Annotated in this window: 11 protein-coding genes and 3 pseudogenes; 6 read left to right on the forward strand and 8 right to left on the reverse strand. The window is 39.5% G+C overall.

The window, feature by feature from the left end; all coding sequences use genetic code 11:
• Nucleotides 1–231: 231 nt before the first annotated feature.
• Together PSR9079_RS16195 and PSR9079_RS16200 are read left to right on the forward strand one after the other, a co-directional pair.
• Entirely contained in the window at nucleotides 232–1,347 is a 1,116-nt protein-coding gene (locus PSR9079_RS16195; protein ID WP_149982421.1) for an arrestin family protein, read from the forward strand.
• A gap of 476 nt (nucleotides 1,348–1,823) precedes the next feature.
• On the forward strand, nucleotides 1,824–2,681 hold the full coding sequence (locus tag PSR9079_RS16200; protein ID WP_149982422.1) for a chitodextrinase: 858 nt from the start codon (nucleotides 1,824–1,826) through the stop codon (nucleotides 2,679–2,681).
• Nucleotides 2,682–2,855: 174 nt separating this feature from the next.
• Here PSR9079_RS16200 and PSR9079_RS16205 read toward each other — a convergent pair whose 3' ends face one another.
• Nucleotides 2,856–3,695: a glycosyltransferase family protein gene (locus tag PSR9079_RS16205; protein ID WP_149982423.1), complete on the reverse strand. Its 840-nt coding sequence runs from the start codon at nucleotides 3,693–3,695 to the stop codon at nucleotides 2,856–2,858.
• A gap of 1,035 nt (nucleotides 3,696–4,730) precedes the next feature.
• On the opposite strand from PSR9079_RS16205, the gene PSR9079_RS16210 reads away from it, so the two are divergent.
• Both PSR9079_RS16210 and PSR9079_RS16215 read left to right on the forward strand, forming a co-directional pair.
• Nucleotides 4,731–6,899, forward strand: a complete 2,169-nt coding sequence (locus tag PSR9079_RS16210) for a PKD domain-containing protein (protein WP_149982424.1) — start codon at nucleotides 4,731–4,733, stop codon at nucleotides 6,897–6,899.
• A 464-nt stretch (nucleotides 6,900–7,363) separates the two neighbouring features.
• Nucleotides 7,364–9,025 carry an SUMF1/EgtB/PvdO family nonheme iron enzyme gene (locus tag PSR9079_RS16215; protein ID WP_149982425.1) on the forward strand — a complete coding sequence of 554 codons (1,662 nt, stop codon included), beginning with the start codon at nucleotides 7,364–7,366 and terminating at the stop codon, nucleotides 9,023–9,025.
• A 70-nt stretch (nucleotides 9,026–9,095) separates the two neighbouring features.
• On the opposite strand, the gene PSR9079_RS16220 is transcribed toward PSR9079_RS16215, so the two are convergent.
• The 4 genes from PSR9079_RS16220 to PSR9079_RS16235 all read right to left on the reverse strand — a co-directional run bounded on the left by PSR9079_RS16220 (nucleotide 9,096) and on the right by PSR9079_RS16235 (nucleotide 12,745).
• The gene (locus PSR9079_RS16220; RefSeq protein WP_149982426.1) at nucleotides 9,096–9,974 is read right to left on the reverse strand and encodes a hypothetical protein; all 879 of its coding nucleotides are present in this window, start codon (nucleotides 9,972–9,974) and stop codon (nucleotides 9,096–9,098) included.
• A 29-nt stretch (nucleotides 9,975–10,003) separates the two neighbouring features.
• On the reverse strand, nucleotides 10,004–10,501 hold the full coding sequence (locus PSR9079_RS16225; protein WP_149982427.1) for a hypothetical protein: 498 nt from the start codon (nucleotides 10,499–10,501) through the stop codon (nucleotides 10,004–10,006).
• A 205-nt stretch (nucleotides 10,502–10,706) separates the two neighbouring features.
• Nucleotides 10,707–11,645, reverse strand: a complete 939-nt coding sequence (lepB, locus tag PSR9079_RS16230) for a signal peptidase I (RefSeq protein WP_149982428.1) — start codon at nucleotides 11,643–11,645, stop codon at nucleotides 10,707–10,709.
• 674 nt (nucleotides 11,646–12,319) lie between these two features.
• Nucleotides 12,320–12,745 carry an N-acetyltransferase gene (locus PSR9079_RS16235; protein ID WP_149982429.1) on the reverse strand — a complete coding sequence of 142 codons (426 nt, stop codon included), beginning with the start codon at nucleotides 12,743–12,745 and terminating at the stop codon, nucleotides 12,320–12,322.
• 686 nt (nucleotides 12,746–13,431) lie between these two features.
• On the opposite strand from PSR9079_RS16235, the gene ltrA reads away from it, so the two are divergent.
• Entirely contained in the window at nucleotides 13,432–14,736 is a 1,305-nt protein-coding gene (gene ltrA, locus PSR9079_RS16240) for a group II intron reverse transcriptase/maturase (protein WP_246175589.1), read from the forward strand.
• A gap of 170 nt (nucleotides 14,737–14,906) precedes the next feature.
• On the opposite strand, the gene PSR9079_RS16245 is transcribed toward ltrA, so the two are convergent.
• The 3 genes and pseudogenes from PSR9079_RS16245 to PSR9079_RS16255 form a co-directional block, all read right to left on the reverse strand.
• Complete coding sequence (locus tag PSR9079_RS16245; protein ID WP_149982430.1) at nucleotides 14,907–15,566, reverse strand: hypothetical protein; 660 nt, start codon at nucleotides 15,564–15,566, stop codon at nucleotides 14,907–14,909.
• A 361-nt stretch (nucleotides 15,567–15,927) separates the two neighbouring features.
• Nucleotides 15,928–16,932, reverse strand: a pseudogene (locus PSR9079_RS16250) (transposase).
• A gap of 98 nt (nucleotides 16,933–17,030) precedes the next feature.
• Nucleotides 17,031–17,516, reverse strand: a pseudogene (locus PSR9079_RS16255) (transposase); the annotation flags it as partial.
• 755 nt (nucleotides 17,517–18,271) lie between these two features.
• Here PSR9079_RS16255 and PSR9079_RS16260 point away from each other — a divergent pair.
• Nucleotides 18,272–18,549 (forward strand): annotated as a pseudogene (locus PSR9079_RS16260) (group II intron reverse transcriptase/maturase); the annotation flags it as partial.

Genomic DNA, 18,549 nt, shown 5'->3' on the forward strand with positions numbered 1-18,549 from the left:
CTTCGCCAACGGGAAGTGTAAATATTTACCTGACCCGCAAAGTTTTTTGCTAGTGACTCACAATGGTTATCTATTAAAAACGTGTCAGCATCGAGGTTTACAGTATTCATTAAAGGCATAAGGCATGACTATATTAACAACTTATCAAACCCATTTTCTTATTACTTTTTAATACCTTATATATATGATAATCTCGGGAGAATCTCCCCCCCTCCCTTTAATCAGTTGCCCATGGAATTACAGTTATCACTTAAAAAAGAGCACTATACCCTTGGTGAAGTCGTTAGTGGCTATGTCGATATCGAGCTAGATTCACCTAAATTATTTAACGAAATCTATGTTAGCTGTTACTGGAAATTACATGGCGGCGGCAGAACTGAACAACACGAGAAATATAAAGTAGTTCTTCAGACTGATGAAGCCCCCTTGCCTGCAGGAAAGCATCACCTCCCCTTTCAGTTTGCGATGGATGACTATCCGATAACCTGGCACGGCGATAAATTATCGATAGATTGGTATATCATAGCTTACGCGGATATTCCCCTGGGCTGGGATAAAAAAGTTATTAAAAAATATTCACTTGATTATTCAAACCAATCTTCAATTCCTTTTAAACCAACGTTTTCGACGCAAACACCGGGGGCAATCCAAATAGAATACGAGCTTTTTTCCAAAAATGAGCAAGGTGAGTCACAATTAGTTCGTCGCCTTCCTCCCCAACAGCCAGCAGAAGTGGAAAATGTGTATGAAGGGCATGGAAATTCTAAACCGCTTCAGTTTCGTATTCGCTTAACACTGTTTTCAATCTTGTTAAGCCTGATTGCCATCCCAAGCCTATGGGCTCCATCTACCTTTGGATGGATATGCACGGCTTTATGGTTATTTTTTGTTCCTAAAACCTATTTTTACTATCGCAAAGAATTGGATCGTAGTCGCTGTGGGCCAATATCAATCAAAGTTGATCACCAAGATTTTAAACCAGGGCAAACTATTAAAATCAAATACAAAGTGTCACCTACGCAAGCCGTAAAGATAAAAAGGCTAGTTGCTCGTATTGAAGTTCTTGAGGTATTTTTTGTTTTTTCCGCCAATGATGATGACAGTTCCTTTAATAGAAAAAGAATTGTCCGTCACGTGACACAGATTGAAGAAATTGAAGTTAAAAAGGAGTTCATACTTAGCCCCGGTAAAGATGATGAAAACACTGTACTGATTACACTACCAAAGAACCTGATGCACGCGTTTCGCACGGTAAATAATCAAATATTACCTCAGATAGCCATACATATAGAAACGGAACATTGTCGCGATATAAGTGCAGCAGTTGCGCTGAATATTACGCCTTAATTAATCCAGTTTTTTGATTACTGTAAACGGCGAAGGTGCTCGGTAACCTATCTCAAAACTTAATGTAATATTTTGCTAGTGATTAAATAGAAAGAACCAAACAGGATCACAAGCTGGTAATTACGACTGTTTACCCCTGATAGGTAGTGATGTACCTGTTGCTGTTCAGTTTGAAACCCTTCAGCCCTGATTTGGATCACCACGTTAGCAAGTAAAACTATTAGCCAATGCCTTATTCGTCGCCTCATAGCTATATTAAGTTCTCAGGCTAAAGCCCAAGCTACAAATCCACACGCGCCGGCAAGCTTGGCGCCTACAAAAGCTGATTTTAACACTAATATTAAATTCATTAGCCGATTAATCCACATCTACAAATTCAGTAATTACTTTTAAATATTTAATCCTCCCACCTTGCATTTACCTAAAAAGTGAACTTAATTAAAAAAGTAATGGAACTTCATCAAAAGGAATTTGCAATGACTAAACTCATCATTATTGCTTGGTTACTTTTTTGTTCGCACGCTTACGCGACAAATATTTTTAAGCTTAACCCAGAATCTAAAAATGTAGATTTAACTTCTATTCAACCAAACCACCCTCACTGGAATGCCAGCTCAATTTATGTAGCCGGTGATGTTGTGACTCACAACAACAGCTTATTTATTGCCGCTTTTTGGGTTAAAGGCATTGAACCGATAGAAAACCAACCCCATTGGGATGGTTGGATTTGGCTGCAAAATACTGTGATAGAAAAATGGCAAGCAAACAAAGTGTATCAAGGTGGCAACCTTGTAAAACACGGAGCCGACTACTACCTTGCCCGCTACTGGAATGAGAATAACGAACCCGCCCCCCACAGTAGTTGGCAAAAAATTAAAGATTTATTTTACCAAAGCCCAGATTTACCACCTGAACACCCTGACGACTATAAAACGCTGGACGGTGTTGACCAAAACGATAACGGTATTCGTGATGATTATGAGCGCTATGTGTATAAAAAGTTTGATTCTCCACAGCTTATCACCTTTAGTTTAGGCGCAGCTTCAACATTACAACTGGTTATTGATATTGAACAAGGGCGTATACCAAATTTAGATACTGAGATCGGTAAGCAGATTATTTTGGATATGATCAACATAAGCTACTGTGTTCGATATTTGCAATATTCACATCCACACTTTAGAGAACCCGAAATTTTATACTTTAATACGATAGATAGAGCTTACGCTAACCGAAAAAGCCAAAATAAAATTAGTGACTATATTGCTTGGGATGACGGTTTTCATCGAAGTGCTGATCAAGACTGCAATATCCTTAAGAAGGACATAAAATGATTAAATTATATTTGCTTAAAGTCTAACTAATTTAATGCCGGTCGCGGATGTATCCCAAAAATCAGCAAAAAGCCAATAATGGGTGAGTACTTTGGTTCTTCATATCAACACGCAGAATGTTATGCACAAAGAACCAAAAAATCAAAAACAAAATAAACACTGTTTTATAAAAAACTAGCGATCAATGCATCTCTCGCTACATAGCTCAATTAACCAATTGGGCAGCGGATATTTGGCGTATACCGTGCCTAAAAAGTTATCCCACGCTTTATCTTTGAGTTGTTCAATTTCACTCTCAGATACCAACCCTTTATATAGCTGGGCAAAATCTTTTAAAAACTGTATATCACGACGCCGACTATTTTTGGCGTATCCTTTACCTGCGTAGTGAATAAAGTCAGCATCTAAATAACCTTCTTTGCCAGACATATCCATTCGGTTAAAAGCTTTGTCAAATGAGCTGTGTGCGATGCCATTTTTATGGAGTGTATAATTGAAATAGCTCTGGTCATAATGCGTTATTTTATTACAAACCTTGTGTAAATCATCGAGCGTAGTCTTTTTAAAAAGTGGACATTGGCTAGACGTCAGAATGATACCCGCATTGTAGTAAATAGGTCGATTACTCTTAAGCGGCCAGTCGACTTTTCCAAGCGCATCACATACCATTGCTACATCTTGCTCACGCTCTTGAATAATACCTTCATCAAACCAATAAGCAGTTTGCAAATCGGTATAAAGGTCAAAAACATTTCTAGCATGAGGTGTAATTAAAACATCAGCGTCTACGTAGAGCACTCTGTCATATGTTTCGAGCAATTCACCTATTCTCAGCTTTTCTGTCCACGCAGGGCTTGCATTGTATATTGGGTTTTCGATCTTTATCGGATAGTGCAATTGGTCAGATATTATTAAATCTGCACCGACTTTTTCGGCGTAATGCTTAAAACTCAAAATTGCGGCTTTATACATTGGGTTATCGCCAATGGCAAGGGTAAATATGGCTTTTTTCATGCGTTATCTCAGAGTCCTTTGTTCAGTTATTTATTTTATCCTAATACCCAAAAGTTTCCCAAGAATTGGCCTTATATATCAATGAACTAATAGTATTGAAAATTTGGGGGAGTACGGGAACAATCATGGTGTTTTGTGATTTTATGAACCGCTAAAAAACAGCACGAAAGACCATGAATGCTTTACTATTTTGCACAATATACTCCGCGCTGTCACCCCCAACCCAATCCATAAAGCTAGATTTAATACTTTAGTCGCTGCCGTTAAATCTCTTTTGCACTGTCAGCAATGCACCTTAACTTCTATCGCTCGCTATTTAAATTCAAAAACAACTGAAAACATGATACTAAATGTATTGACCGACGGTTCATTAAAGCTCGCTCTTTGCCCCCTATCGGGAAAGCACGTTCAGCTTTTAGCACCATTATCCAAAAGTACAAAAACAATTTATTTTAATGCACAAACTGATCCTGCCAAGTGATTGCCGACCCGTGATTGTGATGGACACGGATTTTAAAGTCCTGTGGCTCTAGCCGCACGAAAAAATGGCTAGCATTATACCAGCCGGTTTCGCGGTACGACACACCTGAAAAAGGACCGTTAATAATTATTTTGGGGGTTCCCTTAGACATCACGCAATACTCAACGTATCGGACTCGAGCAAACAGACGAGTATTTTACGACGTTGCCCGGTACTACTCTTTATGAAAACCAGATTGAGTCCGCGATAGCGAACGTTGACTAGGTGAACAAACATTTGGGAGATACGCGATACTGCACGCTCTTAACCAGTAGTATAGTCGCCCTTGTGACATTATTCTTCAACTAATGGGTCAATTAACCTTAGCTTTGGATAATAAATAGGCTAACCCAAACCTCAAGTTACTTACACTACATAGTCTATAATTTAGCCAAATAAATTGAAAAAATAGCGTACTTGTTCTAGAGTGTAAACTTAATGGTAAAAAACCAAAATAAACTCATATAACATTGATTTATATTGTTTTTACCTACCCAATTGACTAAGGATAGCCAATGATTTTTTTTCAATCACTTTTATTGCCCTCAAATCTCATCCAATTAAATCTTATTCGATTTAAACAATGTATCTCTATATTTATTACTTTATTTCTTGTTGCGTGTGGCGGCGGCAGCTCTGACTCTCCTGCAATTAAACAGCCGCCAATTGAAGAACAGCTAAACCCTGTTACTGAAGTGCCAACGAATCAAATATTACATGCGTTTTTTCGTGATCAAGATAGTTCTATTGGCAAACTATCTGGCATCGTAACAATTGTCGCCCCTGAAGTTATTGATAGTGACTCCGCTAAAGTTGAGTCTGTGTGGGTTTATTGGGTAGATGAGCAAGGAAATAAACAGGGCGATGCGTGGTTAAAAACTATGGATAAAGCGGTTTATCATCTTGATATTCCAAAGGATACAAGTATACCTGCAAATACCAATGCGCTATTGCTTTTGCCGGTAAACACCATTGGACAGGCCACAAAAGGTACCCTTATTCCCTTTCATGATTTCATAGGTAATGCTGAATTATCGGGGCCTGGGGGGAATAAAGTTCACACTTGGGATTATGGCGTAGGTCGCAAGAAAATTTCAATTCAGCGCACAGAAGAGCAAGGTGGATTATGTATCTTTGATAATGGTTTAGTCAGCATTACTCATATGAATAATACTAAGGATGAAGCTGGGGAGAGTAATAATAGCAATAAGTTCCCTAACGACGTTAATGAGAATGCTTTCCCTCCTTATTCATTTTTATGTGATACGCAGCCGACACATTCCGAAGATATGATTTCTGATGAGACTGGGGTCTGGACATATTCAACGCTTAATGACGCCATGTTTTACGGCACATTCGTTTACAATAGCTTTGTTAAATACCTTGGGGAGCCGCCACTGGAAGACAAAATTAGAATCCGTGTTCACTATGGTCAACAATATGAACAAGGCGCCTTTTGGGATGGTGCATATGCCAACTTTGGTGATGCGTATCCGTTATTTTACTCTATGGCTTCACTTGACATCATTGCGCACGAAGTGGGCCATGGGGTTTTAAATAGAGTGTCTGATTTAAATCAATTCGATCATGAAATTAGTACTGATGCTCGTACCTTACACGAAGCCTTTGGCGATATATCAGGTGTAATGGCAAAATACGAGTTTACGGGACATTCAGATAATTGGATTCACGGCCAAGAAAATGGCGGTTTTATTCGTCATCTCGATCAGATAAAAACTGAAAATGGCGCCATTGACAGTTTTCTTGATTATGAAGAGGCTGGTGATAATTTCTATTTACGCATTGGTATGATCACTTATCCATTTTATTTACTATCAAATCAATGGGGCATAGAGCCTACCTATAAAGTGTATTTAAATTCAGCCAAGGTCTGTTGGAGTGCGTTGACCACACTAACTGAAGCTGCTGAATGTATTAAACAACAAGCTGGTGTTGCTGGCTTATCTGAAGAAGATGTCGTTGAAGCTTTTAAGGTGGTAAAGATAAAACTTTATGAGCAAGGAGTGCTCAGCCATTTTAATGCAGATAAAATTAAATTAAGCACTCAGTTTACCGATGATAGCCGCTCAACGAATCAAGTCGTTCAATGGTTATGGGATTTTGGCGATGGTCAAACTTCAACAGAAGCCAGCCCTAAGCATATCTTCGCAGAATCAGGAAGTTACCTAATTAAGTTGACAGTAACTGATCAATCCGATGATCAAGATACCTTTGAACGGCTTATTCAGGTAACAGATCAGTATTGCTCAATAAACTCAGCTAGCGTCGATAAGCACATCACTCATGTTTCTATTGGTGGCAACGACATTAATTATAACTCAACAGCATGGGACTATACCCAAATGCCGATAGAGCTGATAAATCCCAGTAATACTATCATCAACATTCAAGGAGATACTGGAGTAACAGAGCGATCTACCTCATGGAAAGTCTGGATTGACCTCAACGATAATGGAATTTATGGTGATGAGGCTAATGAGCTTGTCGTCGATAAATTTGTCGAAGAGGGGAAACCTTATGGCCTTAATACTACACTCGATTTATCAACGCTGCCAAATAGTAGTCAGGCTAAATTTATGAGAATTATTGGTGACTATACCGTTTTTGGCCCTTGTTCTTCGAGTATAGGAGAAGCGCTAGATTTAAGTGTGAGTTGGCAGTAAATTCGGTTAATACATCTTATTGAAGAGAGCGATTTATACGAGAGCGTGCTGAACTTTGCGGTATAAAAAACAAACAGCAAAAAATACGGTGTAATTGAATTCGCTAAAAACGTTACACCGAATCCATACGCCAAGATAAATGTTAACAAACGCGACATGGAATGTCTTATCAAAAGTAATGTGCTTAGGGGATCAAGGCGATCCCTCAGAACTTAACCCCTTTGTCGCTTTGTCGCTTTGTTCAGCATTCAGCTTCAAATTTTCTTAAGATCCAACCTATAGGTAAATTATAAATCCAGACCTTTGATATATGAAGTTAAGTTCTTACTGGTTAAACAAAGAGTTGTAGCTTTTAATAAAAAAATCATCTAGGTTTTTTCTATTTTTTCCACCATTTAGATTTTTTATAAGATTTTTATTGCTTAGTTTTCCACTATTACTCTCTCATTAAAAAGGAAAACTAAATGAAAATAAACAAATTAATAATTCCTCTCTTCTTGTCGATTAATAGCCCTGCAGTTTATGCAAATGAAAGTACCAGTGGTTTGATTGAACCCATCATGGTCACGATACCTGCGGGTACTTTTCAGATGGGCGATATAGATAAAGAAGATGCCCAGCCTGTTCATAAGGTAACGCTACCCGAGTTTAGCTTAGGAAAATATGAAGTAACCGTCAGAGAGTTTCGTCACTTTGTTAAAGAGTCTGGCTATGACATGCCGACTAAATGCATCCATCAATTAAATGGCTGGTTTAATTATGGAGCAACAGCAGGCACATGGGAAAACAACTCGCTCAACACCAGTGACTTTCAACCCGTTAATTGTATTGGCTGGAAATCGGCTAATGCTTACGTTCAATGGTTGGCTGAGAAAACAGGTCGCCCTTATCGCCTGCCCAGTGAAGCTGAATGGGAATACGCAGCAAGAGCAGGCACAAGCAGTAAATATTATTTTGGTGACGACCCCGACCAAACCCTCGTTTGTGAATACGAGAATACGGCTGATTTAACGGGCGAAAATATACTACAACGCGATACCAATACCAGCTATGTTAACTTCTTCAATGGTAAGTCAAACTGTGTTGATCACTCAGCTTATGCAAGCATCGTTGGTATGTATAAACCAAATCCATTTGGTCTACATGACATGATTAGTAATGTGGTTGAATTTACTGCTGACTGTTACAAAAAAAACTATAGAAATGCACCCACTAATGGCCAACCATGGACAGATGAGAATTGTGAATTCCGCGTAGCACGAGGTGGTAGCTGGCATTGGAATACATTTGCGGTTAGTGAAAGAGGCGTCATGGGTAAAGACTTTATCGGTGCAGTAGAAGGATTTAGGATTGCACTTGATGGCGCAGCCCCTGCAATGGGAGGCAACACCAAGCAGTTTAAAAAAACGCTAAAAATAGCGCAACACAGTGAAGGGTTAAGGCGTGATGCGGTTTTACCCTACCCAGACACGGTCACTAATTTAACCATAAAACAACAACAAGGTCTTGTTACTTTAAGCTGGGACAAGAGCGAACAAACAGATATTGAAAGTTATCGTGTTTACAGGAACTCAGCGATAGGCAGCACATTTAAACTATTAGCACCAAACATAGTAGAAACAATATTTAAAGATGCCAATATCGATAACCATCAATATGAATACACGGTTGTAGCCGTTAGGCGTCATCAACAAAGTAATTACAGTAACACGGTAAAAACACAAGTCCCTTGGGTACAAATACCTGGAAGATTAGAAGCCGAATCAGCAAGTGAGATTACCGGATCCTCCGTAGGAAGAACCTCAGATATCGATGGTAAATTCAATTTAACGGGCCAAGGCGGCATAAGTGACAAGGCGGTAATGAGCTATCAGTTAGAGGTCGCAAAATCAGGGCATTATTCGCTTAGCTACCGAGTAGCAGCTCCTGATGATACAAAAGGCTTTGCAATATTAGTGAATGATGAAGAGCTAGCCACAGAAAAGGTAACAAGCACGGGTGGATATCATCAATGGCAAACCCAATCAGGCGCTACCATTTACTTAAACAAAGGGAAAAATAAATTGACGATACAATCACGTGATAAAAACTGGAAGCTAAACTGGGTTAACTTCAAACAGAATTAGCTTATTTAATAAAGCGTCAAGGCAGCACTACTGCTGCCTTTTACGTTTTTAACTAAGCGCTTAGTACAATTCATAAACTCAAAGACGTCAGCTTCTCCTCATTTATCCGTCGCCAATAGTCACTGCCTTTTTCATTGATATATTGAGAATAAAAATCATAATTTACTTGGGTATTGTCAGAGCCGCAAATCAATAGTGCGATGTCTAAACTAAGACGAAGATTACCCGACAATTGTGCTTGCTCAAAAGTATGCTCTGCGTGAGTAATAAATGCATCAGTATCGTTTTGCGCATCTGCTAACAACGTTTTCAAGTAAGAGTTATCTGCACTATCTAATGTAATACCTGTCATAAGTGCTTGTGCGTCTTTCAGGCGGTTTTGACTTATATAGTATTTCATTAATTGCCTACGACTCGTTCGTGCAGCCCAAAACTCAGGCGTCAATGTAGCAAGTTTTATTACTTGTTTTAAATGAGGCTCTTTATCCTCGAGGTTCTTAGTAAAAATAGCATAGTGAAACGGTATGATAGCCAAGTGATAGCTAGGAAATTGGTAAGCCTTCATTTTACTTTCGGCTTCTGTTAAATAAAGGTATTTGTCGTCTTCTTGTTTATTTTTATGCGCCAACACAGATAAGTAAGTTAAAGCATCAAGCTCACGTTGTTTATCGTGAGCCTCAAAGGCTAATTTGGCTGATGTAAGCAGACTATGCTTAATGGCGTTATAATCTGCCTGATTGTGACCTATCCACGACTGTGCAATCAACGCGTCGGCTTGTCGAGGTAAATCATTAATTATTTTAAATTGTTCTATCGCATTTGCCAGCTTTAAGGTGCTTAAATCAAATAGTTCTTTTCGTGTTAATACTTCACTTTGAAAGAGTAAAGCATTCCCCACATATTGGGTATTTTTTTGTGAAATAGCCGCTTTTTCAAGTTTACTTGCCATCACCATCGCTTTTTCAAACTCTCCCATCCTTAAATAAGTTTCGGTGAGCTGGCTAAGAATAATAAGATCATTAGATGCAACTCAATTGCGGCAGGACTTATCGCAGTAAAGCGACCAGCAAAAACCGGAGCTAATTCATCATGTAGAGCAAATGAAGAACCATCTTGCAATAACACTCGCTGTATTCCTCGCTGGGTAAAAAAGGTTTTATCCAGCGTGTTTACAGTCAATTTAGACATCGCTTGAATAACGAGCTCACGGACTAGCTCAGTCAAGGCTGGTTTTCGAATTTGATTATGAAAGGGTTTATAACTTATTGTGCAATTGGCCTGCGTCCGCAGGTTCTGAGGGATATCTGACAAGTTAGCGTCTTGCAGGCAAGATAAGCTTTTGAACACAGCTTTGAGCAGAGAAACGATCGACAGGCAACGGTGTCGAACTTGAAATCCGGAGGTTTTTGCAAGCTCAATGAGGTATTTTTCTGAGATAAGGGCTTTTAATTGATTTGAAACTTGGTTAATCTGCATGTGAACTCTGTTTTTGGTCATGTTTTTATTGGCGTAACTATTTGATCATTAACAGAGTTCAACTTCAAGTTTTCTTAAGATCCAACCTATGAGGCAAGGATCAGTGTGTTTAACTTGACAGTGGGAGTCATACCAACGTCCGCAGCATGGGCTTGTTTGGAGCGCAGCGAAAAACTTGTCCCAGTGCCTGCGTTTGTTAGGCCAATTACCAAGCATACGCTATTTTACCAATGATATTGCTCTCAGGCACAAAACCCCAGTAACGACTATCTAGACTATTATCTCTATTGTCACCTAATACGAAATAGTGCTTGTCTGGCACTAACCATTCATCTGTTTGAGTGCCAACTTGATAAAAGTAACGTTCGAATAAGTCTTTCTGATTACTTTTCAACTTAATATCGTATGAATCATTATCTAACGACTCTTTGTAATACTCATGATCTGAACCACCTTCCGAGTCAGTGAATTTGTATTCTTTCGCGACCTCAGTAAAACCAGGGCAGATTGGTGACTCATCCATGCAAGAAGGTTTAATAAAGATACTTTTGTTACGGTATATAACAGTATCCCCAGGTAGCCCTATAACTCTTTTGACAAAATCAATTTGAGGATTTTGTGGATATTGGAACACAATCACATCACCTCTTTTTAGTGTTTTAGATGGTGCTTTTTTGACTATTTGTAACCCAAAATATCTATAGTTTCCAAATCCACTTTTACTAACTATAACCTGATCACCTGGATTTAAGGTGGGACTCATTGACTTTGCGGGGATAGAAAATAGCTCATAAATAAAAGTTCTACCTAAAGATAAGAACGTAAAAAACATGACAAAACATACCAACGTAGCCCACCAACCAGCGTACCACTTCTTGCGCTGACCTTTATCGTCCCCCCGACAAATAAGATAAGCATGAAGAGGACAAATGATTAAAAACAACCAAGTAAAATAAATATTATGATGCCAAGACTCGACATCAGCAATTGCCTGCAACTTGGTATCAAGTAATGAAAAAAATATAATCAAAATTAAGTAAAACCAAAACAACTTAGCTTTGTTAACATACAAAAATGTGAAAGGCTGCATTACCAAACCGTAAAAAATACTTAGCCAACCTTTAGGCTTCCATGAATTTTCCAATTTATCTCCTATTCGCCTAACGAGCCTGTAGAATAACTCGTTTTTAATTTATTTTTATTGATGCATTAACCATAGCCGAGTTCCTATTTTGATTCAATCGGTTACTTCGATTTTACGTAAAATATAAAAAGAGGATTTGCTGTTGCTTTAATGGGCGTTTTGGAAGGTATGACAGGTGTTTAAGTGGCTTATTTGGAGAGGTAGCAGCTTACCTTTATTAATACGTCCTGTTTTGCAGCTTTTCTAGATTATGAACAAGGCAATACAGTTATCGCAGTATGAAGTGAAAGCATTCACTTTCGTTTGTCCGCGCAAGCTCAACTGCTCATGCTTTTACCAATAATGAAACCAGCCGCCTTGAATATTGCCATGATGAGGTTAACCGATGAATGTCTCGGCTCTGGCATCCTGCTTCGCTCTACCTTCTAAATCCATTTAGTAGTAGTGCCCCAGCTACCCCAAAAGGATATGGGAAAAACCTGGCTGCGATGAGATCGCAATAATCTATTACTGCGTAACGCGCCTATATGTGTTTGCCGTAAGCTACTTGCTTAACAGCCACATCGACAGACGAAGTAAACGAATTTGTTTATTGATTTAGAATTGACCGTCACTATATAAAAACGGTCAAATAAAATACTAGTGCCTATTGACAGAGTTAAGGCTCATATGTGTTATGTGCCCAAACGCATTGTGTACTCTGGGTGTCCCGTATGCTCATCCAATTGTTCACTGACAATTCTAAAACCTTGAGACAAATAGAACTGATAACTAGCCTGATTTTCTTTGTATACGGAAAGACTCAATATTGCCCTTTGCGCTTTAGCGTGGCTTAACAATTGCTTACCGATACCTTTACCCTGAAATGCAGGAAGCACGAATATAGCGGCCAGGTTATTTTCATACAGCGCATAAAAACCAACTATTTTCGACTCGATTTCGTAAACGAAAACTTCTGAAGCAGGAATATAAATATTACGCATGCTCTCAACTTGAGATTCCCAGAAGTCAGCCGAGACGAAATTATGAGCTTTAACAGAAGCTTCAAGCCAGATTTCAATAACCAAATCTAAGTCATTTGAATTGTACTTTCTTATCATTTTCTAACTCTAGATTGTCAAACTTATCGGGACAACATAACGCCGCTATAACCTGCCCAAATTATGGAGCAATTTGTGCGACAATGAGCGCAGCGAATTGCACAAAATCGCGTAGTAATTTGGGTCAGGTTGATAGCTTTGTGTACGCCCGACATGGACATTGACTTATGAGGTGAAAGTCCTCTGTAGGAAGATCACCGTTTAAATAACATACTGTTATTAAACGATAGACACTCGCGAATGGCAAGGGCTAAATCGCGAGAGATAGTCTGGAGGAAGCCGCTAGCAAATCTGCGAGCTGATGAACAAAAACATCATATGAGGCGTAGGCTGAAGACGAGCTAGCACAAGATAGCGAAGTCATGTGATCTAACGGCCACCGTAAATGATGCAGTTGTGCAGAGAAAGTCGATGCACCTTATTCGGGGAGATCTGATAAACACGCATCCGCGCTAACGCTTGGAGATTACCAGTTAGGGACTGGTTGATCAACCCTTGGCGCTTTGGTTGCTGCGACCTACAGCGAGCGAAATAGCAGTAAACAAGCGTTAGTTTAGACGCGCTTTATCGAGTAATCGCTAGAGTGATTTATCAGAAGTCAGCAGACGGCATAGTAGCCAAACGCCCATCGTAATGGAGGGGACACGGTGAAGGCCTGAACATCTTAACCAGAGGAGATACTACAAATGAACTTGAATTCACATAGATCACCGTGTTGCGATAGTGATGAACAGCGTTCTACTGTGAATAATACCTCGAATGAATATAGCCAAACAGATCATGACCTGATGGCAAGGGTACTAAGCAACCACAATATTGGTGCAGCATGGCAACATGTTAAGCGCAATAAAGGGGCTGCGGGTATTGATAATATGAGTATTGAAGAGTTTAATCACTTCGCTAAGTTACATTGGCTGGGTATTAAACACCAATTACTTAACGGCACTTATCAACCCTTGCCAGTCAAACGCGTGATGATACCCAAACCCGATGGCGGTGAGCGAATGCTTGGGATCCCTTCTGTTATCGACAGAGTGATCCAACAAGCCATTGCTCAAGTGATCAGCCCTTACTTTGAGACTCAATTTTCACCACATAGTTATGGTTATCGTCCTCATAAAAGAGCCAGTCAAGCAGTGAACCATGTTCAATTTTGTGTTAAACAAGGTTATAAAACAGCGGTTGATATCGACTTGTCTAAGTTCTTTGATGAAGTAAACCATGACATGCTAATGAATCGTGTTGGTCGTAAAATCAAAGACAAAGCACTCATGCGCCTACTCGGTAAATACCTACGAGCGGGAGTAGCAGAGTGCGAAACAGGTCTGTGGTTTGAGTCAACCAAAGGAGTCCCTCAAGGTGGGCCATTATCCCCTTTACTTTCCAATATTTTACTCGATGAATTAGATAAGAAGCTAGCCTACAAACACCTTAAGTTTGCCCGTTACGCTGATGACATAATCATTTTAGTAAAAACGAAAAGCGAAGGACTAATAATCCAACGGGAAATTACTGCGTTCATCACTAAGCGATTAAAACTCAAAGTGAATGAATCGAAAAGTCGGGTCGGTCCAGTATCAGGCTCGAAATTTCTCGGGTTTACCTTCCGCTACGGTCAAGTGCAGATCCACGAACAGGCGCTAAAGAAATTTAAAGCAAATGTCAGGGAGCTCACTAACCGCAACTGGGGGATCTCAATGACCCTACAAATTCATAAACTCACACAGTATTTGCGCGGCTGGGGACACTACTACCTAATAGCCAACGCTTATCAGCTAACGGTGGATTTAGATCACTGGATCCGCCGTAGGATAAGAATGTGCTACTGGCGGCAATGGCGTAAACCTCGCACCAAAGTACGCAGTTTAATGAAATTGGGTGTTAGCGAACGACTCGCCATTGCATGTGGTATCACCAGTACCAAAAGTAGGCGCTTGGAAACGAAGGTCCTTGTAGAAGCTCAAAAACAAAAGGAATTAACATTGCGATAGGCAATGACTATCTAGCGTCACAAGGTTTAGCGTCATTAAGAGATATTTGGATCAATATTCACTACGGGAGATGAACCGCCCATTGCACTTCCTGCTAATAGAAAGCGCATGATGGGTGGTGTGGGGGCTGGAGGTTAGAGACCTCCGGCTACCCGATTAAGTTTTTTACATTATTCATTGAGCATTTTTTCTTTTGAACTATCTAGATTAGCAAGCAAATCGAAGTACTTAACATTTACTTTATTTACCTCGACCAAATACAAATCTCTTGTAATATCTTTTTTATTATCAAAAAATTCAAAGCATGAATATGATGCATCTGAAAGTCCATTGATTGATTCAGTAATTTTATTAATAGCCGATTTTTTCAAGGGATACCTTTTTAAAGGAATCAGATAAGAAGATAGAGAGATAAGCCTGATCGTATACTTATCATGCGCCAGCAGATAATCTACGGCAGCTTCTTTTAGCTCCCTTTGTATTCGACCTAACTCATCAAACTCTATTTTTGCTAAAATACCAGGGTCATTAAATTCATCATGATTTCTTAAGTGTGCCACAGGATCATTATCCGCATCACTCATTTGTTTTAGATATTTAGATTGTAAAACGACCAAGGATATAAAATCAGTGTGCAATTTTTTAACATCATCAAAAAGAAATGTTATAACTTGGTTTCTATCGTTATGCTTTAGTTCATTCCTCCAACTTGATAGAGCTTTATAGGCAACAACTAAAACAACTATGTTTATTAATACACCACTAAAAGACAGTAAAACAGAAATAACATTTAACTCGTCTTTTGTGAAGTAATTAAATACCTCATTCACGATTCAACTCCAATATTAGATTTAAAACTTAACGAGCCTGTAGATTAACTCGTTTTTAATTTATTTTTATTGATGCATTAACCATAGCCGAGTTCCTATTTTGATTCAATCGGTTACTTCGATTTTATATAGAATATAAAAGAGAGAATAAAAAAGGACAGACACATATTTTGTGTCAGAAGATTTAGCACCTCTTCCTTTGTGGGTAACCGTATCATTATTTTTTTGCACACTGTTAGTGTTAGTTACAGAACTTAGAATTCAGTGGCTTGGAAGGAGTTTTAGGCAAATAAAGGCAAAGCTAGGTCATCACTTTATTTAATATCGTGTTTTTTAAACAAACCAATCAAGATGCAACTGTTCATCCTGCGCCTTTGTACCATTTTACATCGTTGCTGGCGGCTTGCTGCTTTAACCGTTGTTTGCTGCCTGCAAAATTTGAGTACTGCTGCCTGAAACGTTGAATTGATTCAAGCCATTACGCTTCTTCTATATTCAACGTCAGGAGCACTTTTGGTATGCTTTTGTTGATATGCCCTTTTTTCTTTGGATCTATCTGGCGGCCACTCCAGTCGACTAATTCAATGTAATCCAGTAAGGCAAAGGGGATCGTGCCTTTAATATGATTACCACCAAATTGCTTTAGCTGTGCTGGTTGACTTTCATGTTGAACAGTATCTTTTTGTTTGAGGGGCTTATTTGCTTTGACCGTGTCTGTGGTAAAGGCTTTGAAATGCGCTATACGCTCTTGAATTGAGGTAAAATCACTGTCTTCAAGCGTATCGGCTATGTTTGCTCTGATAGGATTCAAATCAACGTAGGCCATGCAACTGAGTACTGCGGTTTGATCTAATAATGCCTGTGACTTATAGCGCCCTTCCCAGTACTTGCCCGTGCAGTTATCTTCCTTATTGGCCTCGCGGGCAATGTACTCATTAAGGTTTTTCATATACCAGCTGATGTCATAAAGCCTTGCGCGCCATTTAGCGATGATCTCATCAAAAAAGAGCACACTCGCCTTATCTAGCTGCTCACCATTTAAGTAACGATCAACTAAAACATGGCCGTTATAAAGTTGATACCAGCGTTCAATTACTTCATCATCAGACCAATCAAGTGCTTGACGTCTATTGACGTTCACAACAAGGTGGTAGTGATTGCTCATTATCGCGTAGGCAGCTATCTCTATAGCGAAAACGCTACTTAGTAACTTAATTCGCTCTACTAACCACACTCTACGGTGATCAAAGTTTTTACCTGTGTATTTATCATCACCACACAAGAATGCACGTCTCACGCATCGTGAGATTAAGTGATAATAAGATGTGGACGCTAAATCAATAAGCTTTTTTCTTGCCCGGGTCATACATAGCAACTCCTGTTAAACTGTATATAAAAACAGTAGTTGATACTATGGATTTTGCAAAAAATTTGCAAAAAAATGCGCCTGTCCTATTTTTTTCACCCTAGCTCATCGAATGTGCCGCTCCATTCTTTACTCGCATTCGATTTCAATTTGCATCCATCAATGGCAAACATGTTACGACCTATCAAGCCTTCTTCGTCGCATATCATCAGTACTTGCGTAAACAGCGGTTCAATCTGTTCGTGCATTTTGGCCACGAAACCCGCGATTGATGTGTAATGCGGCTGGATGTCCCCCGACACACTCATAAACAAAATATTCGTCTCACACGCCTTCGCAATACGGCGGCTGCTGATCAAACCATGTGCATAGCCGAGCAAAATAATCTTTAACATCACTGACGGCGGATACGCCGCCGCGCCTGTTTTGTCGTTGTTATACCACGCGTCAAAGCCCGACAAATCGAGTTTATTTTCGACAATATAACAAAGCGCATACTCAAATGTACCTGGCAATATTTGCTCAGCAAAATTTATTGGAATGAATTTATTTTGGCAGGATAAGTCTGGCTTGTAGTTGGCCATAACAATTTACCGTGGGTGAATAATATCTATTAGATCACAGCGGACAGGTAGATTCAAGGTTAGAAAACAATCAAGCCGAATATGTAAAATCAGTTCCTAGAAAGAGTAATTCTACAGCCTCAACGCCCTAATAATGGGCAAAAAATTGTTGGCTAAAATGTTGAGGAACGAAAACAGCCAACTGTTTTTTGTCCTTATTTATTAGCTTGTGTACGCCCGACATGGGCATTGACTTATGAGGTGAAAGTCCTCTGTAGGAAGATCACCGTTTAAATAACATACTGTTATTAAACGATAACTACTAGCGAATGGCAAGGGCTAAATCGCGAGAGATAGTCTGAAGGAAGCCGCTAGCAAATCTGTGAGCTGATGAACAAAAACATCATATGAGGCGTAGGCTGGAGACGAGCTAGCACAAGATAGCGAAGTCATGTGATCTAACGGCCACCGTAAATGATGAAGTTGTGCAGAGAAAGTCGATGCACCTTATTCGGGGAGATCTGATAAACACGCATCCGCGCTAACGCTTGGAGATTACCAGTTAGGGACTGGTTGTTCAACCCTTGGCGCTTTGGTTGCTGCGACCTACAGCGAGCGAAATAGCAGTAAACAAGCGTTAGTTTTAGACGCGCTTTATCGAGTAATCGCTAGAGTGATTTATCAGAAGTCAGCAGACGGCATAGTAGCCAAACGCCCATCGTAATGGAGGGGACACGGTGAAGGCCTGAACATCTTAACCAGAGGAGACACTACAAATGAACTTGAATTCACATAGATCACCGTGTTGTGATAGTGATGAACAGCGTTCGACTGTGAATAATACCTCGAATGAATATAACCAAATAGATCATGACCTTATGGCAAAGGTACTAAGCAACCACAATATTAGCGCAGCATGGCAACATGTTAAGCGCAATAAAGGGGCTGCGGGTATTGATAATATGAGTATTGAGGAATTTAATGACTTCGCTAAGTTACATTGGCTGGGTATTAAACAACAATTACTTAACGGCACTTATCAACCCTTGCCAGT

This window comes from Pseudoalteromonas rhizosphaerae, assembly GCF_902498845.1.
In the GTDB taxonomy this organism is placed as follows: Bacteria; Pseudomonadota; Gammaproteobacteria; order Enterobacterales; family Alteromonadaceae; genus Pseudoalteromonas; species Pseudoalteromonas rhizosphaerae.